Below are 22,971 nucleotides of genomic sequence, written 5' to 3'. Positions count from 1 at the left end.
AAAAAAACGGATCCCGTATACTGGAATCCGTTTTTTTTCTTCATTTATTTATCATTTAATCCGTTTGTACGGGTAACTTTCCTTCAGGCTTCAGTTGGCCAAGCAATACTTTGATCCCGGCAGACGTATTCGGCTCCTGCTTTCCATACACAGCAATTCCTGAGCGCACGTCCTGCAAATAGATCGTTTCGTAAGGGTTACCGAGAGACAACAGCGTGTATCGCTGTTCATTCTTGTTCATCACATTAATCAAGGTTTGATAATCGCTCCATCCAAACTGGCTGGCCACATTACGGAATTGGTAAGATGCCAGAATGACGTAATTGGCTTTGCTAATTGCCTGAAGCATTTCATTCGTTTTGCCTTGTCCAACAAGTGATATTTCCGTCTTTAACGACAGGTTATTAGCGGCTTGCAACAGTTGCTTCTCAAGCTGTTTTGCCTGTTCCTGCTCGGCTGCGACAATAACAACCCGGTCGCCTTGCTTAATTGGATCAGGAAGCACACCTTCGCGGCTATTGAGTACAGTAACTGCTCGCTCTGCGATTGTCTGTTCCACTGCTCGATGCTCCTTCGATCCGATGATGCCATTAAGCTGAGCTAGCTTGTGTGAAAGCGACTCGCTGCGTTCAAACAAACCATATTTCGATTTCATCTCCAATATTCTCTTCACGGATGCATGTATGGTTTCATCCGCGATCATTCCATTGTTCACTGCGTTCACCAGCGCTTGATGGGCGGTTGCTGAATCTTTCGGCATAAGGATGATGTCAACACCTGCGGAAACGGCGCGTTCTACCGATTTATTCTCCCCAAAATGCTCCGCAATTGCATTCATGGTAAAAGCATCCGAAATGATAAGACCTTCATATCCCAGCTCTCCGCGAAGCAGTCCGGTCAGTACCTTTTTCGATAAGGTAGCCGGGATCGGCACACGTTCTCCGTCTTTGAGCGAAGTGACATACTCGTTATCTATCGCAGGAAAAGCAATATGCGCGGTCATAATCATCTCTACCCCATTTTCAATCGCAGCCCGAAACGGTTTCAATTCTACCGCATCAAGTCGCTCGCGATTATGAGTTAGTACCGGCATTCCAAGATGGGAGTCTACCTTCGTATCTCCATGCCCCGGAAAATGCTTAACTGCCGCCATCACCCCGGATTGCTGTAAGCCCTGTATCGTTGCGATACCAAGCCGGGACACCAAATCTGCATTTGAGCCAAATGATCGGATGCCAATGATGGGATTGTCTGGATTGCTATTGATGTCAAGCACCGGAGCAAAGTTGATCTGCAGCCCCAGTGCCTTCAGTTCCTCCCCTGTCAACTGCCCGGCGGCTTCGGCCAGTGCTGTGTCTCCGGTTGCGCCTAGCGCCATTTGACCTGGCAGATTCGTCCCACCTGGAATGCGCTTAATAACGCCTCCTTCTTGGTCGATGCTAAGAAATAGAGGAATGTCGCCGGCTTCCCTTTGCAGATGGTGTGTAAAGGTTGTAAGCTGCTTCACGTCTACAATATTTTTATCGAAAAGAATGAGTCCGCCCAAGTCTTGATCATGGATAGTGCGTTTCAGTCCTTCATTAACGGTCGTCGTCGCTTTACCGTTCCATTGCCTAATATCAGGCATAAGCATCTGGCCGACTTGCTCGCTTACCGTCATATAGGATATCAGTTTGTCCCAATCTTGTGTCCGAATGGCGGCTTCACGTTCGAAGCGAATCACACGCGCCATAAATACGGCATATTCAGCGCGCGTGACAGATTGATTTGGACGAAAAGTGGCATCCGAATAACCGCCGACCAAACCATTGGAACTCATGATAAGAATGGGTGCTGCTGCCCAATGCATGTCCGTATCTGTCCATCTTGCGGGTTCATTACCTTCCGCGAGTGAATATGCGCGTGTAAGGAACGCCGCAGTCTCTGCGCGGCTAAGCGGCGCATCCGGTCGGAAGGTCCCGTTAGGGAAACCACTCGCAAGTCCATTTTTAGCTGCTATTGCGATCTCACGATGGAAGGGGTGTGTAGTTGGGACATCCGCATATATCGTGCCTTCTACCTCTTTTTGAAGCTGATCTGGATATAGCTCCCGAACCATAAAAGTGACGGCTTGTGCCCTCGTCACCTGTGCCTGAGGCTTGAATATTCCGTTGCCATATCCCGCTACTGTTCCACGCTTCGCCATGTACTCAATGCCATCCTCAGCCCATTTGGAGTGCTGCAGATCGACAAAACGTTCTTCCGCAGCTGCACTCGCCGCCCCTATAAGCATGGAGCCGAGAACACCACCTATAATTGTCATCCATTTTACATGCATCCATTTCACTCCTGTTGCTATTCTATGGATGAATAGACGCTACTACGATATCGTTTGTTGCGCTTTTTTACAGTATTAATATAACTATGAAAAGTATAGCTTGCTGGATCAGGTAACTTTTTATGCCCTAATCCAGTCGTATCCTTTCAATTCAATCATAGAATTGGGGCCAGAAAAGGATAATTCTATCTTTTGGTCCTGATAGGATATGGTTACTCTTGATTCTCCGATAGAGCGAATTCTGGTATTCAACAGACGACCTTTCTCCCATTCCAGATCTAATTCGAATCCGCCACGTGCCCGAATACCACGAATATATCCTTTCGGCCACGCTGCAGGTAAAGCAGGTAACAATCTGATTACGTCGTCATGGCTCTGGAGAAGCATCTCTGCTATCCCTGCAGTACCTCCAAAGTTCCCATCAATTTGAAATGGAGGATGGTCACAAAACAGATTGGGTAACGTGGAGGAACGTAGAAGTTCCACGATGTTATCGTGTGCAAGTTCCGACTCCTCTAATCGTGCCCACATGTTGAGAATCCACGCCCTGCTCCATCCTGTATGTCCACCACCATGTTTCAATCTTCTGTTGAGTGTTACGCGAGCTGCCTTAGCCAGATCAGGCGTAGATTGCAACGTAATTTGCGTTCCAGGATGCAAAGCGAATAAATGGGAAATATGTCTGTGACCAGGTTCCAATTCATCATGATCGTTACTCCACTCTTGGATCTGGCCATGTTTTCCAATGGAGGTCTCCGGTATTTTGGTCAAAGCACTACGGAGTAATTCTCCGAATTCCTCATCTTCTTGCAAGATCCGGGTACTTTCAATGCAACGCGTGAAGAGTTCTCTAATAATCTGATTGTCCATTGAAGCCCCAAAACATAAAGCCCCCGACTCTCCATTTTCTAATAAATAGCGATTTTCCGGTGAGGACGAAGGACATATCACCCAATTGCCGGAAGGATCCTCTATTAGATAATCCAGAATAAACATAGCCGCATCCTTCATCGTGGAATAAACTTTTTTAAGAAACTGAACATCCTTATTGTATTCGTAGTGGTCCCACAGATGTAATGAGAGCCATGCTCCTCCCATGGTCCAAAACGTCGATGTCATGCATACATCCTGCGGAGCAGCGTCTGCCCAGATATCCGAATTGTGATGAGCAACGAACCCCTTGCATCCATACATCATGCTAGCGGTTTCCTTTCCTCGGACTTGCAGTCGATCTATAAAATCAAACAATGGAACGTGACATTCAGACAGATTGCAGCTTTCTGCAGGCCAGTAGTTCATCTGTGTATTAATATTAATTGTATATTTGCTATCCCATACAGGGAGCATGTCTTTATTCCATATCCCTTGAAGATTTGCCGGTAAAGAACCTGGTCGGCTGCTTGAGATAAGCAGATAGCGACCAAATTGAAAGTATAGACTCATCAGTTCCTGATCATGCTTACCAGCTCTAAGCCGTTCAAGGCGCTGATCGATTGGAAGTTCAGAACATATCACATCTTTATTTTCATCTTCGAGATGTATATCCATCTTTTTGAATAAGGACTGATAGTCCGAGACATGACCCGCCAGCAGTTCGCTATATGGCTTTGTTGAAGCGGCCTCAATTCTGCGGAGGCACTCCGCTTCAAGTTGTTCCTTGGGTACTCGGAAATCTGTGCAAGCCGAGATTAGAATTGTTGCTGAATTACCATTCTTCAGAGAAAGCTGACCGCTTGAATAGTGAACCTGTCCTCCTTCAGATATAAGGCGAATCGCGCAACAAAATCGAATTCCTTCTTCTCCCCCACTTCTTCCTCGGATAATCAAATTATTAGTTCCATGCTTCTCGATTCGGTCCAGATAGGATTGGAAACCAACAGGATGCTTAAGAATATCGGAATATCGTGTGGATTCCAGAACAGTTCCCCTGCCAAAAATAGTGGAGAAAGATAACTTTCCAGGCATGCTAGAGTTGAGATGAACAACGAGCACTTGATCCGGGTAGCTGGCAAAATAATCACGGCTGTATATGGATTGATCTTCCATATAATTCACGTTTACCTTGCCTTGTTCCAGATCGAGATGTCTTTGATATTCATTCGGTTCATGTTCACTATGATCCATAGCGATATACAAATCCCCTAATGGCTCATAATGTCTTTGCCCGTCAGGAACACCTACCAGAGTAACTGCTGCGAGTTCTTCTGCTTCACTAATCTTACCATCAAAAATCAGTCTTCTGATCTGAGATAAAGATTCAAGTGCTTGGGGATTATTCCGCTGCATCGGACCACCATACCACAGACTATCTTCATTAAGCTGAATTCTTTCGAGCTGTGTTTTCCCAAAAATCATGCCTCCAAGAGTTCCATTTCCGATAGGTAATGCCTCTTCCCATGTTCCAGCAGGTTGAGTAAACCAGATATTTTTGGTCTTCACGTTAAACCCTCCAACGAATTATAATTCCTCAAATTTTTGGTGTTTAGTCTGTTCCGTTTGTATGTTGTTTCAGTGTACTGTAATCTCATGAACATCTAAATGAACAAAATTAACTTGAATTATCACAATCCTATCCCAGCATTAGAGGTGTTTAATCGTAAATTCCGAAACTGACAGTACAAGTTTTTGTTCTGTGTAAGGAAGTATAGGTATGGCAATAAAAAAAGCCGCTATAATAGCGACTCTGTTTCGTTCATTCCATTTAGTTAACGTGAAAAACTTGACCTAAGTTATAGGATATTTCGCTCCATTTGTTGCATCAATTTCCTCAATATCAGCCGATCTTCCGAAGAAATGGATTGAAGTAATTTCTCTTGTTGCTCTTTCCATTTACACTCAACCGGTTTTTCTAATTCTTTGCCCTTATCGGTTAGAAAGATACGCATGATCCTTGCATCCTGTACATCACGTTTGCGATAGATAAATCCGTTCTGCTCCAGTGATTTGACCATGTTCGTAACCGTTGGTGGTTCGCATTTCATATGTTCACTTAGTTGCATCTGTGTTACTCCATCACCCAACCACAGCCGATACAACAAATTATCTTGTCCTACATAGAGATTAAGTTCCCGAAGAGATTCACTATAATTTCGACGCATTTGGGAGGAAATTCGATCTAAGGACTGTCGAATATCACAATCTACTGCATCTGTCATGAACGATCCCTCCCTAGCATCCGAATTTTTAGCAGACTAAATGTATCATGGGGATATATAGGTGTCAATTCACCTTAGTGTCGTCCTCAAGAGCTATTTCCTATCCAAGTTTCACAACAAAGATTGGTTGGTCCTTATTTTTTGGCAAAACCTTGCTTGTTCAAATAGGCCATCATTTGCGGCTGAATACTTCTCTCGAGGTGATCCTGGATATGGTCACTCCATCCTTTTACTTTTTTTACGGTGAAAGGAGCTCTCGTCGGACGATTCTCATAATACTTCAGCATGGTCTCATCATAGATTGCTAATTTCTCTTGATCCATTGGTTGGTATTGATTATCAAGCAATACCATGGATTGGGGGAGCCGTGGTTTCAGTTCCGGCTTATCTCCAGCTGGATTACCGATACATAATCCCACCAGAGGGATAACATATTTAGGTAAATTCAATACGTCAGATAGTTCGCTAATATTGGCTCTGACCCCACCAATGAACACTCCGCCAAGTCCCATCGATTCGGCCGCGGTTAACGCATTTTGTGCCATCAGGCCGGCATCGAATGAACCAATCAACAAAAATTCAATATATTCAATATCCACATCCGGAGCGATTTCATGATTTCGGTTGAAGTCTGCACAGAAGATCCAGAATTCTGCCGCTTCTTCAATATAGGGTTGATCGACACAGAGATGTCTGACTTTTTTTCGAAGAACTGGATCTGTGATGCGAATAATGGACACAGCCTGCAGAAGACTGAACGATGAAGTTTGATTCGCTGCCTGAAAGATTGCATCTCGTTGTTCCACTGTCAGAGGTTGAGATGTGTAAGAACGATACGATGTATGGTTATGAAGCAATTCGAGTGTGTTATTCATAAAAGCCCTCTCCTCTACCTATCTAGTTATTTCATTTTCCCGCATTCCATACTCATAAGGAACACCCATATTCTCGCGTAGTGTTTTCCCTTCATATTCTCTATGGAACAGACCGCGTTCCTGCAAAATGGGGACAACCATATTGACAAAATCGGCAACTCCGTCAAAAGATATATCCGGTACCACTGAGAATCCATCACATGCACCTGCCAAAAACCATTCTTCCAAGAAATCAGCAACTTGCACGGGGGTACCAGCAACCACTGGGTGATAGTTAATAACGCCATGGGCCAAAACCTCACGAATCGTTAATCCTTCTAAAAGTAACTTCAAAGCCCTTGCGGAACGGGGGTCCATTGGGTTGGCATATGCATTTTTCAACAAGTTTGGTTCTAATGGTTTATCGATATCTACCGAGTTTACCGAGAGCGGTATACCGATCATGGAACCAAGGTAACTTACCCTATGGGGTATCTCCTCAGGATTAAAACTCATGAGCTGTTTTCGACGTTCCAACGCTTCTTCTTCCGTAGCAGCCAGAGAAAACATAAAACCCGCAAACATTTTGATATCATCTGGGTTTCGACCGAAACGAATAGCACTTTGTTGAATAGCTTGTCTGTGCTCACGAGCGGACTCTATGTCATATGGATTAGCATATACACCTGAAGCGTATTTCCCCGCCAACTCAAGTCCTTCAATCCCTCCTCCAGCTTGGAAAATAACCGGCTGTCCTTGCTCGGATGGAGGAATCGGCAGAGGACCACGAGATGCGTAATATTGACCTTGAAGGTTAATAGGTCGGATTTTGTTCATATCCGCAAATTCCCCTCCCTCCACATCTAACGTCCAAGCATCTGATTCCCAACTTCCCCATAAAGACTGAACAATCTGAATGCTTTCATGTGCTCTGTCGTAGCGTTCCTGGCGACTTGCCACACGTGCCCCAAAGTTTGCCGCTGCTGCAGGATCGGATGTGGTAACCGCATTCCAGCCCACACGTCCATGACTGATTACATCCAGTGCTTTGAACTGACGTGCAATGTTGTAGGGATAATTAAATGTCGTAGACAGCGTAGCAACTAATCCAATGTGCGTTGTCTCTCTTGCCACGGCCATCAGTGCCAACATTGGATCCATAGGAAACATAGGCGTCTGAGGACCTAAGTTAACGGTTAGTGCTGGTGTATCAGCGATGAAAATCATATGAAATTTGCCCTTTTCGGCCAATTTAGCTCGTTCCACATAACTATCCGTGTTCGTATAAGCTCCGGGATCTGTCCCAGGCATTCTCCACGCACTGAATTCTGCTCCATATCCCGAAACCATCTGTAGTGCCAGTTGCATCTCACTTCTTTTACTCATAACGTTTTTCTCCTTGAAGATTATAGATATTGACGTTCACCGCTCTGTGCTGATTTTTCGACAGCATCAAGTAACTGATGAAGTTTTACTGCATCCGCGAAATTAGGTGTTGTAGATGTCCCCTCGTGGATATCTTGGGCAAACTTACGATAAGCTTGAGCTATATTCAGAACAAATCCAGAGTCGGATTTAAGTGAGTCAGGAGCATAGTAATAGGAATCAGGAATACTAAGTTCACGAAGTTCGTTGTCCATTGGTCCCGCACCGCGTAATTGGTGTGATCCGAATTGAATGGATGCAGGTGCACTCAGCACGATCGTTCCTTTGTCTCCGAAAATTTCTAGCGTTAGTCCTGTCTGATGTTTAACTCCACCTTGAATATGAACGCTGGCTGCTGCCCCATTAGTCAATTTTCCAGTAATCATGATCTGATCATCCGTTGTTTTCTTGATGACTTTCTGAATATCTACCAATTCCACTTCTGGAAACTGTTGAGCTGTGGTGGCAGACAATTCTGTAAAGTCCCCAAGCATGTAAGTGAAGGCATCCAGATTATGTCCCCCTACAATGGTCAGCAAGTTCCCTCCAACTTTTCGGTCATACAAGTACGCAGTCGACTTGTCACCAATGCCACCCATGCCATCTATAGAGATCTTCAGGTTGGCAGACAACACTTTCCCTACATAGCCCTCTGCCAACAGATCTTTCACATACTGAATTGCTGGTGCTTGTCTGGCCTGAAGTCCAATCGCATTTGGCAATTGGGCAGAGGATACCCACTCCTGCATTTCGAGCGCTTCCTCTGTATTAGAACCCAGGGGCCATTCACAATAGATTGGTTTGCTAGCAGGAGCGATAGCTTTGACTGCATTATAATGCTCCCTAACGTTAATGCTAACAACCACCATATCAACATCGGTATGATGAGCCAATTCCTCGATGTTATCAAATCCGTGATCTGCGCCGAAAGCTTCTGCGCTCTTCTTCGCACTTGCCATATTACTTGTTCCCACTGCGGTAAGCTCATACTCATCCAGGTGCTCAATCGCTGGAATATGAGTGCCACTTGCCCATCCGTTATTAATTGAAGCTCCAATGATTCCTGTACGAATTTTTTTACTCATCATTAAACATCTCCCTTGTTATAGTTCACGGTATGATCGATTATCAGTTTTTCTCCAACCATGTATATCTAAACAACGCATCCCTATTTCCTACTACTTGCTGTATGCCCTTATCAGTCACTCCTTTCTATGATATATTTATTTAGCTTGCTAACTATAGAATCAAAATATCATTATTATTCTTTTACATTTTAGGTAAACTAAAATTGTTTTGGTGTTGACACCATCATAGGTGTATTCGTTTTGTTTGCAAAGAGGGCAATTTAAATGAACATAGTACATCTTTTTGTACCTTTGGATCAGGAGTGATATCAATGAGAGTATGCAACGAAGGATTTGATCAAGAGTTTATAGATGGAAAAAGTGACATGTACGCCATAGCGTTTACTCAGAATGTCCTTTCCGGGCGTTGGAAATATTTTATATTATGGTATCTAAAAGACGAAACACGTCGATATACGGATATCAAAAAATTCCTTGGGGATCTGTCTCAAGGCTCTCTCACGAAGCAGCTTAAAGAATTGGAGAATGATGGCGTTATTCAACGTGATGTATATCCGGAAGTTCCTCCCCGGGTCGAGTACTCATTAACAGACAAGGGAATCAAGTTACTTCCGATCCTTGAAAAGATGGCGGACTTCGGTAGAGAATACGGTGAGACAACGTAAGCTTAGAATACAACGTCAACATCCACCGTATTCAATAATATTGGTTTTAATTATTTTTGGGGCATCTAGCATATCCGTGGTTAGCTGCAATTTATTGAATAAAATCCAAAAAAGCCGCTAATATAGCGGCTATCGGCGCTTCGTGTAACCTACCTTTATTGAATGGAGTTCATAAATAGCTGACTAACTTGACTATCAATATCTTTCGGTACGGGTTGCAACCCTTGTTGAAGTGATTCTGCATTTGTAACAATGCGATAGGCAGAATAGGATATCAGTGCAAAACCCATGTCCATAATCTCAATGGGATTGCCATCAGCTCCTGCTAAGTTAAGGGGGCTCGCATGGTGAAGTAAATATATGCTTTTCTCTGCAAAAGTGATTCGTTCAATGCCTTCTTTGACGACTTCAACGGATTGAGAAGCTTGTTTCATTGCTTCAACATTTATCTCAAACCCATAGTGCCCTGAATTAGCAAGGATGACTTTCTCTTTGAAAAGAGAAATATGCTGCTCAGTAATGACATTAAAAGATCCTGTTGCCGTAATAATCACGTCTGCTTGGGGGATTAACTCATGCAGTTCGCCAACCCAATGGCCGTCTGTTTTTGCATTCAAGAGATGAACAGGATTCATGTCATAGACTAACGTAGTTGCACCCAATCCCCGAAACTTTTTAGCAATGCCGCTGCCGCAATAACCGTACCCCACAACAAGAACTTTTTTCCCTCCAACGAGAAGACTCGTTGTGCGCATGAAGCCATCTACAACAGACTGTCCAACACCTAGAGCATTCTCAAAAGTCTGCTTTAAAGGCGAATCATCAATCACGATGACTGGGTAATCAGGCTGAATCCCACTCTTCTCAATCAACAATCTTCCCGTACGTGTCTCTTCGTTTGCACCGATTGGAATCCAATTGGGTTTCAGTTCATGGTGAGCAAGAATCAGACTTGCACCATTGTCCAGGAAAAGATCAATTGGATGTGCCATGACCATCTGAAGATAGCGTTTGTGGTCGTCATAACGATCTCCTTCTTTCGCTAAAACAGTGACATTAGGTAGCGATGCCAAGTAAGCTGCGGTGTCCTTCTTGGTTGTTCCAAGACAACCCACCAAATAGATATGTTTAGCCCCGCCAGCTAGAAGTCCCTCTACCCAAAATGCCGTTTTGGGTTCAATATGCATACTGATCGCGATAGTCATTTCATTAAGGACTTGCTGCTCCTTGAACAATTGATTAACCTCAGTGACCAATGGCATTCTCTCCCTAAACCACTGCAATCTCGTTAACCCCGCACTAGCCAAACTAAAATCATCAATAATACTATTCATATACGCACCCCTATTACTATTCCGTTTTGTTCTGTAATTCGAGGTAAGTATAATCTTAAAAAAGGAATAACAATGAGGACAAATGTCCGCTTTTTTTGCCCAATTCACCAATATAATCATTGTAACAATAAATTTAAAAACTCATTTTAAATGATGTATTTAAATCATTAATATGTATGTGTAGTGGTTATTTGTAAATTTAATGATAAAGGAGTCCTCACGTGTTATGGCAAATAAGATTCACACTGATATCACAAATGCCTTATTCGAAGTGAACTTACAGGATATTATTACGGATGAAGCTTTGACCACTTTACAAGTGAAACTATATAAGAAAAACGAGACGGTTATTATCTCAGACGACGAATTGAGGTATTTATATATTGTAATTGACGGCAGAGTCGCCATTCATAATTATTCAGATCAAGGAAACGTGGCCATTGTCGATTATGTAGAAAAAAACGGAGTATTGGGTGACTTGGAATTTTTTCAACAATGCAATTATCTTCATACTGCTGTCGCTGTTGTACCATCAACCATACTACTCATTCCTTTGGAAATTGTACATTCTCATTTAACCCATTCAGTCTCTTTTTTATCGCATATGTGTACCGTGCTTACGGATAAACTCATGAAGTCTTCCGTGAAAAATGCAAGGTCATTGTTGTATCCTGCGAAAAATAAACTGTGTAAGTATATTCTGCAAACCGCAGATAAATTGGAATCATTAACGATCCCATTTGTCATGAAAGATATCTCAAGCATAATGGGTATTTCAGATCGACATATTAGAAGATTATTAAGCCATTTGGTTGAAGAACAGATCATCATGAAGGAAAATAGAACAATAAAGGTGTTGGATATGGAGCAGTTACACCGATATTCAACCGATTTCTAGAACGTTCTCTGCAATCAGTCCACCTATAAAAATAGTCCTGCTAAAAGTAGCAGAACTGCAATTCATTGATTATCATATTCTGGCTCGAAAATTCCGTACCCATTCTTTCATATGACGTTCCGTTTGAAAAACATGAAAAAAACGGTCACCATAGTGACCGTTTTTGATCTGTTAACTGCAACTGCATCTAAGTTTACTCTTTTACCCCACCAAGCTGCAAGCCATGAACAAAATACTTCTGCAAGAATGGATAGACGACCAGGATCGGCAATGCCGCTACAATTGTAATGGCTGCCCGGATCGATACTGGAGTGACCATGTTACGTGCAGCACCAAGATCTGCACCATTGGCAACCGCAGCGCTGCTGTTAGAGTTCATGGAAGAGGACAGCAGTTTCATCAACTCATATTGCAGGGTACTCAGGTTTTGCTTGGAAGAGGCGTACAGAAACGTATCGAACCAGGAGTTCCATTGACCGACTGCAATGAACAGAGCAACGGTAGCCAGAACTGGTTGGCACAGCGGTAGAATAATCGATATGAATGTTCTGAAATCTCCAGCACCATCGATTTTGGCCGATTCGATCAATCCTTCGGGTAGTGTCTGGATATAAGTTCGAATAACAATCATATTGAAGGCACTGATTAGTCCAGGAATAATATACACCAGGAAATTATTTAACAAGTGTAGATCTTTCATCAAGAAGTAGGTTGGAATAAGTCCTGCACTGAAATACATCGTCAGTACAACAAATATGGTGATTGGTTTACGTAATATATAATCTTTTCGACTTAATGTGTACGCTAGCATGGAGGTCAGAAACAGACTTAAGACTGTTCCCAAAACCGTTCTCGCCACCGAGATACCAAAGGCGCTAAAGATAGTCCCTCCTGCAAATACAGCCCTGTAGTTTTGATCTGTCCATACCCGAGGCCACAGATAAATCCCGCCCCGGATGGTGTCATTACCGGCATTGAACGATACGGCGAGTGTATTCACAAACGGATACAGGGTAACAATCGCGATCGCGATCATCAGCACACCGTTTAACGTATGGAAGACAATCGGCTCAAGCCGAGATTTATTGATTCCCATCTCTAGTCCCCCTTATATTAATCGGTCTTCCCCGAGTCGTTTGGATATAGAATTCGCCGCAAAGATCAGCGTAATACTAACTACCGTCTTGAAAATACCTGCTGCGGTAGCCAAAGAGTAGTTCCCGATCTGTAGTCCGTATTTCAGGACAAATATATCTATCGTCTGTGACCAGTCCACAACCACACCGTTACCCAACAGATACTGAACTTCGAATCCAGCTTCCAAGATCCAGCCCATATTCATGATCAGCAAAATGATAACAATGGATTTGATTCCGGGTAAGGTCACATACAGCATTTTCTTATATCGGTTTGCACCATCGATCTCTGCCGCTTCATAGAGCGAAGGATCGATAGAAGTAATGGCCGCCAAATAGATAATGGCATTCCAGCCTACTTCTTTCCACACATGAGATGCGCCTACAATACCCCAGAAGTATTCGGGAACACTGAGCCACATGATAGGTTCTTGAATGATATTCAACTTCATGAGTACCACATTGACGATCCCGCCGTCCACAGACAGTGAACTTGCCACGATGCCTGTCACGATGATCCATGAGAGAAAGTGAGGCAAATACGATATGGTTTGAATGGTTCGCTTATATAACTTATGTTTGATCTCGTTAAGTAAAATGGCAAATATAATCGCTGTCGCAAATCCGAGCACCATATTGATTACACTCATCGCAATGGTATTACGAAGCACATTTAGAAATGCATCGTCTGTTAGCAAAAACTTGAAGTGCTTGAGCCCGACCCATTCCTGCTGGGAGAAACTCTTGGCAGGACTATAATTCTGAAAAGCCATAACCCAACCCCAAATGGGGTAATACGAGAATACGAGAATGTACGCAACGATGGGCAATGACATGAACATCAGTTGTCTTTGACCGCGTAACCGTTTTAATATGGGTGTTTTGGGAACGGCTGTGCGGGTAGATTGCTCCGGTATGGCTCCAGGCGTGTTCGCCATGTTTCACTCCTCCTATTGGCTTGCAGCGACATTATGCATGATTGTCCCGGAAGGCACTCTCGGAGTAAGCCTCTGGTTGGTACCTTCCGAGGGAATCATTGCCGCATTTTTTTATTTAACAGACCAGTTTTCAATTCTCCATTTCAGTTGTTCATTAATCCGGTCTTCATAGGATTTAACATTGATTTTCTTGTAAGCGTCTACATATTCGTTCCAAATGTTATCAAACTCATCCGGTTTCGACATGATCGCCTTAGGCAAGAATTTCAATGAAGTGTCTGTCATTTGCTTGTTCGCTACAGCAGCATCAGAGCCTTCTTTCAGATCGACCTGCCATGCTGGATAGTACACTGGATTCTCTGGTGCAGGGGAGAAGAAGTCACTCCACGTTTTGAAGCCATAAGCATCCAGAAGTTCTTTATCTTCCGGTTTGAGGTTGTCATAGAATTCCTCAGGCTGGTTGATTGCTCCAATCGCATTGCCATCTTCAAATGTTCCTTCGAGCTTTGGTGCTGCAGCGTAGAAACCTTCTGCTTTGTTGACCAATCTCCATGCCGGATCATCCTGCTCTTTCCGTTGCTCTGGCGTACGATAGAATCTGCCCTCTTCATTCACCTGATAGTCTACACCCTCTTCACCCCATGAAAGTAGCTTCTGGTACTTCTCGTCCATAAGCTTATCGAGGAATTTGATGAGTGCGACAGGATCTTCAGCATCTTTACTGATACCAAAACCATTGTTCAAGTTAATAACCGGACGGTCCAGATAATGATCTTTAATACTTGTATCATAGACTAGCGGGAAGCCTACGTATGTCTGGCCAATCTTGCCCTGTGCTACGAGTGGGTCTTCTCCGGCTTGGAAATTCCAGTGCTGGTCAAACATGCCAAGCACTCGTCCCGAAGAAATTTTGGCCAAATATTGATCGTAGTTTTGAACAAAGGCTTCTTTATCAAGCAATCCATCATTGTACATTTTGTTCAGTTCCTTATAATACCGTTTGGAGATGTCTTTGTCGGCAAAAAAACTTGCCACGCCGTTCTCATCTACAACCACACCACCATCATTGGGATGACCCGTAAGATGCTCTGGTGGATTAAGCAAGGGGAAGGTCCGCCAGTCAGAAGCCAGTGTAGTAAAGCCAATTGTCGGTTGACCATCAATAGTCGGATTCTTGGCTGCGTAATCACGGATCAACTGAGTGAATTCATCCAGCGTTTTAGGAGTCGGGTACCCGGCATCCTTCAGTATGGATTTTTGAATCCAGAAGGCAGGGCCAGAGTAATAGTTACTAATGAACTCCCCAGTATACACACCATAGTTAGGTAACCAGTAAATATGTCCGTCACTGGAGTCTTTCATTCGGTTCCAGTCTTTACCGAAGTGCTTCTTCAGATTGGGTGCGTGCTCCTCGATTAGATCTTCCAGCGGGATAACCGCGCCGGCTGAAACCAACTTGGTATCCGCTGTGATCAGGTCAGGGAAATCGCCACCGGCAATCATAACGCCGAGCTTCTGTTGAAGATCACCTACCAGAAATTCCATCTCAAGATTGACGCCAAGTTCATCCTGGATCTTCTTGTAGATTCGGTTATCTTTAGCTGGCGCCTGATTTGGCGTTCCGATAAAGGCCGAGATGTTCAGTACCTCTTTACCATCTGGTGTAGTCGCTTTCTCATTGTCACCGCTGCATCCTGCCAGTGCCAAACTTAAAGCCAGAACGAGTGATACGGAACCCCAAAGCTTCTTTTTCTTAAGTCCCCCCATGTACTTGCCCTCCTTGGAAGTGGTATGTCTTACTATTTTTAGTATGAATAAATGTATGCGGTTACAAAATACACGAATTTAAGGTCCACCCCCCTGTAATTTTAGGTATTGTTCAGGAGGGTTCTTTTCTTACAAGCCTCAATTCGTATACTTCAGCCGGTATTCTACAGGTTTCATGGCTGTTCTTTTTTCGAAATGTCTAAGAAAGTGCTGGTAACTGCGATACCCTACCTGTTCTGCAATCGCACTTGATGTCTGGTTCGTCTCCCGGAGCATGCGCTTCGCTTCTTCCATTCGCAGATCATGTACCACCTCTATAACACCCTTGCCGTACTTGCGCATGAATGATTGACCCAGATGAACCGGGTTCATATAGAATCGCTCTGCGAGCTCCTGGATCGTAAATGTCTCCTTGTAGTGCTTCTGCACGTATTCAGCTACTGAGGCCTGAGTTCCTCCCACTTGTCTTTCCCGGAGAATTGCCAGTTCTGATTTGCATTGCAAACAAAACTGTTCCAGATTACAAGCAACCTCTTCTATATTTCGTTGACTCTTCTCCAAAATACGGCTCGCTGACTCGCTCATCAGAGCATTAGGAATCCCCCCCAATTCTTTACATAGGGACAGTCCCCGGAACATAATGTGTGTAGAGAAAATATGTATAATCTCTGGCGCAGCCTTCATCTGTACAAACAGTTCAAAAGCACTCCGAATCGCAGACGAGAGTTCCTCTACAGAACCGTTTTCAAGCAAATCGCAAATATGGTCCACCTCTGACAGCGTTTCCGGATCAAACTGCCAATTCTCCAGCTGAATATCTTCGGCAAACAAAAGACGCTCTTGGTTAAAAAATAAATAACGCCCAACTTCCTGAGCGGAGCGGAAGGATTCAGATAAATGCTCCAGTTTGTTGACCGTTAATCCAACCGCGATATGAATTTCTTCGCAGCCGTTATGTTGCATATAGTTCATCAAACGCTGAGTAAAAGCTTTAATTTCTTCAAATGTCTCATTTCTATCATTCGTTTCCTCCCCCCATACAAGTCCCAATGAGTCTCTTGTTCTGTCTATCACATAACAGCAAGTTGTTTCTTCAGCCGTTTGTTCGGCTACTGAACAGACTTCCTGAATATCTCCCTGAAAGGCTATCCGCAGGTATGCCCAATGGGATTTGTTTAAACGAGGAAGGATCTCTGACATCTCCTCCTCCGATATATTTTGCTTATCCTTAATCAGTGCAGACAAAAACGCTTTGATCCTTTGCTCGTTTGCATGTTCCCTTATACGCTCCTGGTTTTCACGCTCCTGCAATTGCATACGGAGACGGACCAACATATCCTCTGCTTCTGTACTATCAACCGGTTTGGTTAAATAGTTGGAGACACCTAATCGAATAGCTTGTCTGGCATAATTAAAGTCACTGTATCCACTCGTGATGACAAACAGCACAGAATCATGTTCCAATCGTCGTGCTTCTTCTACAAGTTCCAGCCCATTCATCACAGGCATACGAATGTCTGTCACCACGAGATCAGGTCGATCTTGTTCCATCATCCGAATGGCTTCCTCACCGTTGGCGCACACGCCTCTGATTTCGAAACCATACTTTTCCCAATTGATCAGAAGCTGTAACCCTTCAATGGCATACGGTTCATCATCGACTAACAGTACTTTATACATGAGAGTTTACCTCCTATTTCCTCTGTTCCAGCTTGGAGATCGGTATACGGTACCCTGCAATGGTTTCCTTTCCAGGTACACTGCTTAGATCAAATATCGCATTTCCTTCATAAAAGAGTTCCAACCTGCGGTAGACATTGCGGAGTCCTACATGCTCGCCGTTCCTAGGTCTTTCAGAACGAATATCTCGCAGGAGCTCTGTTAGTCTCCCTGCATCCATACCGATTCCATTATCGATCACCTGAATAACCAGTTCAGAAGCGTTTTGTCTCGCCGTTATCTTGATCTCTCTTCCATTTTTTCGCGCCTGCAAGCCGTGTTTGCAGGCATTTTCGACGAGTGGTTGAATACTCATTCGGGGAATGAGCAACGAAGCTGCATCAGGATCAACCTCGAAGGTGTAATCAAACAGCTCTCCAAAGCGAAACTTCTCAATCTGGAGATAAAGATTCGTAAATTGCAGCTCTTCTTGCAAAGGAATCAGATTGTCAGAATGACTGAGCAACTGTCTCATCAGTTTGGACAGACTTTTGATAATCTCAATTACTTCTGTATATCCATTCTTCGTACTAACGACCAGCAAAGCATTCAATGTGTTAAATAAAAAATGAGGATTCATCTGACTCTGAAGCATGGACAATTCAGTCCTCACTTGATCCAGCTCCAGATCTTTTTGACGGATTTCCAGTTTATATACGTCATTAATCAGCGTATGAATTTTACCAATCATGATGTTAAATGTACGAATAAGCCCGCCAATTTCGTCGCGTCCTTCGTGAATTTCAATCAGATCGAATCGTTCGTTACGAACCTTCTCCATATGTCTGGATAGCTTGCGAATCCGATAGTGGTAGGACCGCAAAATAATGTAGATCAATACAGAGGGGACCACGATACTTAATGCGAGCAACCCCAGAATTGATTTAAAGGCTTCTTGCAAAAGATGGTCAAGGTGACGCGTATCGGCAACTCCAATCAATTTCCAACCCTTTAGGTAGGCTAGATTCCCCAACGATTTTTCGAGCGTGTAAGCAGAATTGCCAGATTCCTTGAGCATTGATTCATTATCAGGGGGGGATAAGTCGGTTTCGCTGAATTCCCCACTTGAAACGACAGTTCGATTGTTGCTGTCCACCAGACGCAGCTGAAGACTGTCTGATTCACGATTTAAAATGCTATACACCCGGCTAAGTTCCAGATCAATCTTGGAATACTTGTTGTAATTGGCATAGGAAGTATAGGTATCCATTTTGCCAATCACACTGATTCTTCTTCCCGCGTTAAATCCGGATGGCTCAATATAATCAACGACAAGAATGCCTCCACTGGTGGATTTCAGCTGTTTCAATCCAGGGAGTACATTCTTGTCTTTCATCACGATATAATGACTGCCCGTCTGAATGGTATCGTTATCCGTATAGATACGCACCTCCAGAATATTCGCTGACATATACCGTGTTAATTTATCTCGTAGGAATGCATGGTAGACGTTGTAATAATCAACGGGGGAGTGATAGGTCCGATCCAGTGCCTCATAGAGCGAATCGTCTGCTGCAATAATTCGGCTCAGGGCAACGCTCTCATCAATCATGCCTAGCAGTTCCCCCGCAGCCCTGTCGATGGATTTACGCAGATTTTCCTGTTCTCTAATCTTGATATCCGCAGAGGTTCGTTCATAAAAGAAGATATTAATCGTTATTACAGGAAGGAGAATACTAAGTACATAAATAAGCAGAAATTTGGATCGGAGAGGAATATCATTAACCTTACTGAACATCCAGAATTTATGACGCATATGATCACCCTTGGTTTTTGTTTTTATAGACTGACGGAAGCTCCCCTGTATGCGCTCTGAACTTTTGGGTGAAATATTCAGCATCATGATATCCTAGCCTGAATGCAATGTCAGTGATCTTCATATTGGTACGTCGCAGGAGTTTACGGGCCTCCTCAACACGAAGCTGGTGCACATAGTCACTGAAACTGACCCCCATCTCCCGCTTGAACTGTTGACCCAGGTAGGCAGAATTCACGTGAATACGATTAGCTACATCTTGTAATTTAATTTTACTTCGATAGTGTTGCTTCAATTCATTCACTGCTTCTACAACCAGCCCTCCCGTACCGTTCTTTTGCTTCAATTCAGACTGGGAAAGTTGCTTGGACAGTCGAACACACAGGTCTTGCAAGGTGCCGGAAGACCAACTCGCAGCCTCATGCCATTCTTTTTCACATAGTATTTCTCTGCAACCCTCTCTTTTTCCATATTTACGTAGCAACTCCCCATGGATATATCGGATGACATGATGTATCCATTCCAACGAAACCTCTGCTTTTTCACTCTTCTCTAACAGTGCGCTCACTGCAATATCGATAGAATACGTATTTTCTGCCTCAATAAACGCCAAGATCTCTTTGGAGATGTTCATCATTTGCTCTAAATCATATTCTTCGCTTATCCGATATTCATTAAGATGATTCTCATAGGTTTCATCTGTAACCATGACTCCATTTTGCTGTTTTTGCTCATTTCTGCGTTTGTCCAGAGGTTCAATCATTTCCATAAGGATTTGATGAATTTCCTCGGGAACAAGAGGTTTAAGCACATACTGATCGACCTGATACCGTATGGCTTGCTTCGCGTAATTAAAATCCGAGTATCCTGTAACGATAACAATTTTAGAGGTATAGGCGAGATCTTCTCGCAAGGTGTGAATCAAGCCAAGACCATCCATAACAGGCATTTGAATATCAGTGACGACAAGATCCGGTTCAACCGAGTTGAATAAAGCAAGTGCTTCCTCCCCATCCGTTGCCGTTCCGCACAGTTCATATCCACAAGCTCCCCAGTCAATCATCGTTCTCCATCCTTCTAGCATAAACGGCTCATCATCCGCGACAATGACCTTGAACATTAGCTCACCTCTCTTTAATCCTTGATCAGCTGCATGTATTTTATCTATATCTATAGGTAGATTCCAGTTGTTCTGAAAACGCTAAACAGCAGAACAACAGCAGGATTGTTGTCTGCTCGCACAACTTGGAGAACAAAATTTCTACCAGTCTCATCGTCATTAATTAATAACATAGAAAATGATTCCATCGGACCGTACTATAAGAACGCTCCGATTATAGCGAAGCGCCGGGATAACAATTCAAGTGTAACGCTTACATTTTGGTACAACAACCTGTTAAACTATAGGTTTTCACCCGACAAAGTATAGGTTGAACTGTAGGAGGTCTCTTTTCGGAAAAAAATGCTATTCTCCACGCACAATACGGAATCCTTGATCGGGACCAAAACCATTCGCATCAAATTTGCCTCGAAATGATATTTCATTGTTATTGACACCGCCAATCCAGCCTCCGCCTTTTACAACTCGCCAGGATTGATTGGGACTCTCCGAATCACTGTACCAGTCCCAGCACCATTCTCTCACATTCCCAGACATATCGTAGATTCCTAACTCATTCGCCTTCTGAGTTCCGACTTTTTTGGTTTGATTACGGTTGCTCTCAATAGCGGGCCAGCTCCAGTCACCCGTCAGAATGTTCTCGCCGGCATTTACCCAGTACCAAGCAACTTCATCAGGATTATTACTTCCGCTGTATGTGTAATTTAAGCTCTTTTGACCTCCACTTGCAGCGTATTCCCATTCTGCCTCTGTGGGTAAACGGTAACCGTTGGCGTCCTCGTTGATCGTTACAGTCCATTTTATATTGTCGTTTTCATTGTGATTATTCGTGTCCTGGTTGTCTTTATCTATATTGTAATAAGGTTTCAGGTTTTCTTTTATACTTTTTTGATTACAGTATTCCACTGCGTCATACCAGCTGACCATTTCAACAGGCAGGTCATCTCCCTTGAAGCCAGAAGGGTTTTCCCCCATAACCTCCATCCATTCTTTTTGAGTTACTTCGTATTTGCCAATATAGAAGGAATCCAGCGTTTCATTCCTATCAATCTGACTCGGCTTACTACTCTTGAAGGCTCCCCCTTCGACAAATACCAAGTCATCGTTTAATTTGGTATTACTTGCTGAACAAGCACTTAGACTAACAACTATAGCGATTAAAGTTAACCATACCAGCTTCCTCATTCAATTATTCTCCTTTACTAAGTTTAAATCCGGCAACGTCGAGGTCCGTTAGTCTGGAGAATAACGTTACTCAACGCTACCGGAAAATTGAATTCAAATGCAGGTGCAGAAGTTGAACTGCATCACATCATTTTTACCAAACCGTCACGTTTGCGCTTCCGCTGCTTTGATAACCTTCCGTTGCCATCACCTGATAGGACCAGCTGTTGCCTAAGTACATCCCTTTGCTCGCCCATGCATTCACATGATTACTGAACGTGATGGTAGAATTGACTCCGATTGGTTTCTTGGACTGTCTAACACTCCAATACTGAGGGAAAGTCTGAGTACCATCAATGGAAGGTGCATTGTATCTCATCGTTGTATAGATGTCATATGTGCCGCCATCACTAGTCATCGAGCCCTTATACGTTCCGGTAGGACGATATGTTCCCCAGCTATCCACCACGTAATATTCAATTAGAGCGTTTCTAGTCCAACCATAGAAGGTGAGATAGCCGTTACCTGAAGGAGAGAATACGCCGGCATTATAATTGACCACTCGATTAGGCGTACCGTATGTCCATCCTTTCCCGACAACAAAGTTCCCGGTATTTTGCCAATTCACGCTGTAATTCCCGCCCGATCCATTCACGGCGTTGACCGTTCCTCCGCCATCTGTCCAATTTTGCCAATAATCTGTTGCTGCACTTGATGTTGCTGCGAAGACACCAAAACTCATGGAAGCTGCAAGAACAACGGTTAACAATTTTTTGCTAAATTTGAACATAGATTATACCTCCTGAAATTTTAATAGATTTGGTTGATTCTACAATCCGATATGAATGTTCTTCAGCAAATTCACTTGAAAAGACGTTGCGAAAACAGATACAGATCGTTCTTCCACACGGGCCAATCATGTCCTCCACTTTCCTCATGCCAAATGTGAGGTACTCCGTGTTGCGTCAAATATTGGTGAACCCCAAGACTAATCTCAATAAGATTGTCCTGTTCACCGCAAGAGATCCATAACAGCGAGAGAAATGAAGGCGCTTTCGAAAGATCAGGGACAAGTAGCTCCGGACTTCTGGTATTCGGGGCTGCGGAGAAAGCACCGATCCATGCAAAATGGTCTAGATTACTTAATCCGATATTTAAGGATTGACCTCCACCCATGGATAAACCAGCAATCGCCCTTTTATCCCGGCTTTTATGCAAAGGGTAGTTCGACTCCATGTAAGGTATCAAATCATTGAGCAGATCGGATTCAAACCGTTTAAATGCTTTGATTTTCTCAGGTTCAAACAGGTCTCCTTCGGCTCGGTCATTCGATATTGCGCGACCGTTGGGGAAAACAATAACCATCGGCTCAAGCAAGTTATCGTTGTACAGATTATCGAGAATAATTTGCGGAGAACCATGATTATGCCATTCGGTTTCGTCTCCACCAATACCATGCAAAAGAAAAAGTACAGGATACATCGTTGTCGAAGAAAATTCTGGTGGGGTGTACACCATAGCTTTACGGGAATTGCCAACCGTGGTAGAAGGATACTCTACCGTCTCCATGACTCCACGTGGTATATTCTCCCGATACTGGTCATATCCCGTTACTGCTGGTGAGATCAATTCCAT

The 22,971-nt window shown here is 43.6% G+C and carries 18 protein-coding genes; 2 read left to right on the top strand and 16 right to left on the bottom strand.

Translation table 11 applies throughout. The annotated features are described in order from the left end of the window. Nucleotides 1-55: 55 nt before the first annotated feature. The 6 genes from WFI24_RS09690 to WFI24_RS09665 all read right to left on the bottom strand — a co-directional run bounded on the left by WFI24_RS09690 (nucleotide 56) and on the right by WFI24_RS09665 (nucleotide 8,839). Nucleotides 56-2,317 (bottom strand): glycoside hydrolase family 3 N-terminal domain-containing protein, encoded by a 2,262-nt coding sequence (locus tag WFI24_RS09690; RefSeq protein WP_336760230.1) that lies wholly within the window; start codon nucleotides 2,315-2,317, stop codon nucleotides 56-58. A gap of 120 nt (nucleotides 2,318-2,437) precedes the next feature. Next, nucleotides 2,438-4,756, bottom strand: coding sequence for a glycoside hydrolase family 95 protein (locus tag WFI24_RS09685; protein ID WP_336760228.1), 2,319 nt, complete (start codon nucleotides 4,754-4,756; stop codon nucleotides 2,438-2,440). A gap of 290 nt (nucleotides 4,757-5,046) precedes the next feature. Then, nucleotides 5,047-5,472: a MarR family winged helix-turn-helix transcriptional regulator gene (locus WFI24_RS09680; protein WP_336760227.1), complete on the bottom strand. Its 426-nt coding sequence runs from the start codon at nucleotides 5,470-5,472 to the stop codon at nucleotides 5,047-5,049. Nucleotides 5,473-5,606: 134 nt separating this feature from the next. Next, nucleotides 5,607-6,347 (bottom strand): oxygen-insensitive NADPH nitroreductase, encoded by a 741-nt coding sequence (gene nfsA / locus WFI24_RS09675; protein ID WP_336760225.1) that lies wholly within the window; start codon nucleotides 6,345-6,347, stop codon nucleotides 5,607-5,609. Between the two features lie 18 nt (nucleotides 6,348-6,365). Then, a complete protein-coding gene (locus tag WFI24_RS09670) occupies nucleotides 6,366-7,712 on the bottom strand; it encodes an NtaA/DmoA family FMN-dependent monooxygenase (protein WP_336760224.1) in 1,347 nt (448 codons plus the stop codon). Nucleotides 7,713-7,732: 20 nt separating this feature from the next. Next, complete coding sequence (locus tag WFI24_RS09665; protein ID WP_336760223.1) at nucleotides 7,733-8,839, bottom strand: Gfo/Idh/MocA family protein; 1,107 nt, start codon at nucleotides 8,837-8,839, stop codon at nucleotides 7,733-7,735. Between the two features lie 311 nt (nucleotides 8,840-9,150). Between WFI24_RS09665 and WFI24_RS09660 the strand changes: the two genes are divergently transcribed. Then, nucleotides 9,151-9,504 carry a winged helix-turn-helix transcriptional regulator gene (locus WFI24_RS09660; RefSeq protein ID WP_336760221.1) on the top strand — a complete coding sequence of 118 codons (354 nt, stop codon included), beginning with the start codon at nucleotides 9,151-9,153 and terminating at the stop codon, nucleotides 9,502-9,504. Between the two features lie 155 nt (nucleotides 9,505-9,659). Here the strand turns inward: WFI24_RS09660 and WFI24_RS09655 are convergent, their stop codons facing one another. Continuing rightward, complete coding sequence (locus WFI24_RS09655) at nucleotides 9,660-10,838, bottom strand: adenosylhomocysteinase (protein WP_336760219.1); 1,179 nt, start codon at nucleotides 10,836-10,838, stop codon at nucleotides 9,660-9,662. Nucleotides 10,839-11,064: 226 nt separating this feature from the next. On the opposite strand from WFI24_RS09655, the gene WFI24_RS09650 reads away from it, so the two are divergent. Next, a complete protein-coding gene (locus tag WFI24_RS09650; protein ID WP_336760217.1) occupies nucleotides 11,065-11,736 on the top strand; it encodes a Crp/Fnr family transcriptional regulator in 672 nt (223 codons plus the stop codon). A gap of 193 nt (nucleotides 11,737-11,929) precedes the next feature. Here WFI24_RS09650 and WFI24_RS09645 read toward each other — a convergent pair whose 3' ends face one another. From WFI24_RS09645 to WFI24_RS09605, 9 genes are all read right to left on the bottom strand, one after another. Then, a complete protein-coding gene (locus WFI24_RS09645; protein ID WP_336760215.1) occupies nucleotides 11,930-12,832 on the bottom strand; it encodes a carbohydrate ABC transporter permease in 903 nt (300 codons plus the stop codon). Between the two features lie 12 nt (nucleotides 12,833-12,844). After that, nucleotides 12,845-13,810, bottom strand: coding sequence for an ABC transporter permease (locus tag WFI24_RS09640; protein ID WP_336760213.1), 966 nt, complete (start codon nucleotides 13,808-13,810; stop codon nucleotides 12,845-12,847). A gap of 111 nt (nucleotides 13,811-13,921) precedes the next feature. Beyond that, on the bottom strand, nucleotides 13,922-15,577 hold the full coding sequence (locus WFI24_RS09635) for an ABC transporter substrate-binding protein (protein ID WP_336760211.1): 1,656 nt from the start codon (nucleotides 15,575-15,577) through the stop codon (nucleotides 13,922-13,924). 138 nt (nucleotides 15,578-15,715) lie between these two features. Beyond that, a complete protein-coding gene (locus WFI24_RS09630) occupies nucleotides 15,716-17,257 on the bottom strand; it encodes a response regulator transcription factor (protein WP_336760210.1) in 1,542 nt (513 codons plus the stop codon). A 13-nt stretch (nucleotides 17,258-17,270) separates the two neighbouring features. Continuing rightward, complete coding sequence (locus WFI24_RS09625; protein WP_145325965.1) at nucleotides 17,271-19,052, bottom strand: sensor histidine kinase; 1,782 nt, start codon at nucleotides 19,050-19,052, stop codon at nucleotides 17,271-17,273. 4 nt (nucleotides 19,053-19,056) lie between these two features. Beyond that, a complete protein-coding gene (locus WFI24_RS09620) occupies nucleotides 19,057-20,172 on the bottom strand; it encodes a response regulator transcription factor (RefSeq protein WP_336760209.1) in 1,116 nt (371 codons plus the stop codon). Nucleotides 20,173-20,517: 345 nt separating this feature from the next. Next, entirely contained in the window at nucleotides 20,518-21,357 is an 840-nt protein-coding gene (locus WFI24_RS09615) for a formylglycine-generating enzyme family protein (RefSeq protein WP_336760208.1), read from the bottom strand. A gap of 133 nt (nucleotides 21,358-21,490) precedes the next feature. Further along, nucleotides 21,491-22,126, bottom strand: a complete 636-nt coding sequence (locus WFI24_RS09610; RefSeq protein WP_336760206.1) for a glycoside hydrolase family 11 protein — start codon at nucleotides 22,124-22,126, stop codon at nucleotides 21,491-21,493. Between the two features lie 71 nt (nucleotides 22,127-22,197). Further along, nucleotides 22,198-22,971, bottom strand: coding sequence for an alpha/beta hydrolase (locus WFI24_RS09605; protein WP_336760204.1), 774 nt, complete (start codon nucleotides 22,969-22,971; stop codon nucleotides 22,198-22,200).

Origin of the sequence: Paenibacillus sp. USHLN196 (assembly GCF_037144955.1) — a bacterium.
In the GTDB taxonomy this organism is placed as follows: domain Bacteria; phylum Bacillota; class Bacilli; order Paenibacillales; family Paenibacillaceae; genus Paenibacillus; species Paenibacillus xylanexedens_C.
The sequence above is the reverse complement of the archived record's forward strand: the minus strand, read 5'-3'. Positions and strand labels throughout refer to the sequence as shown.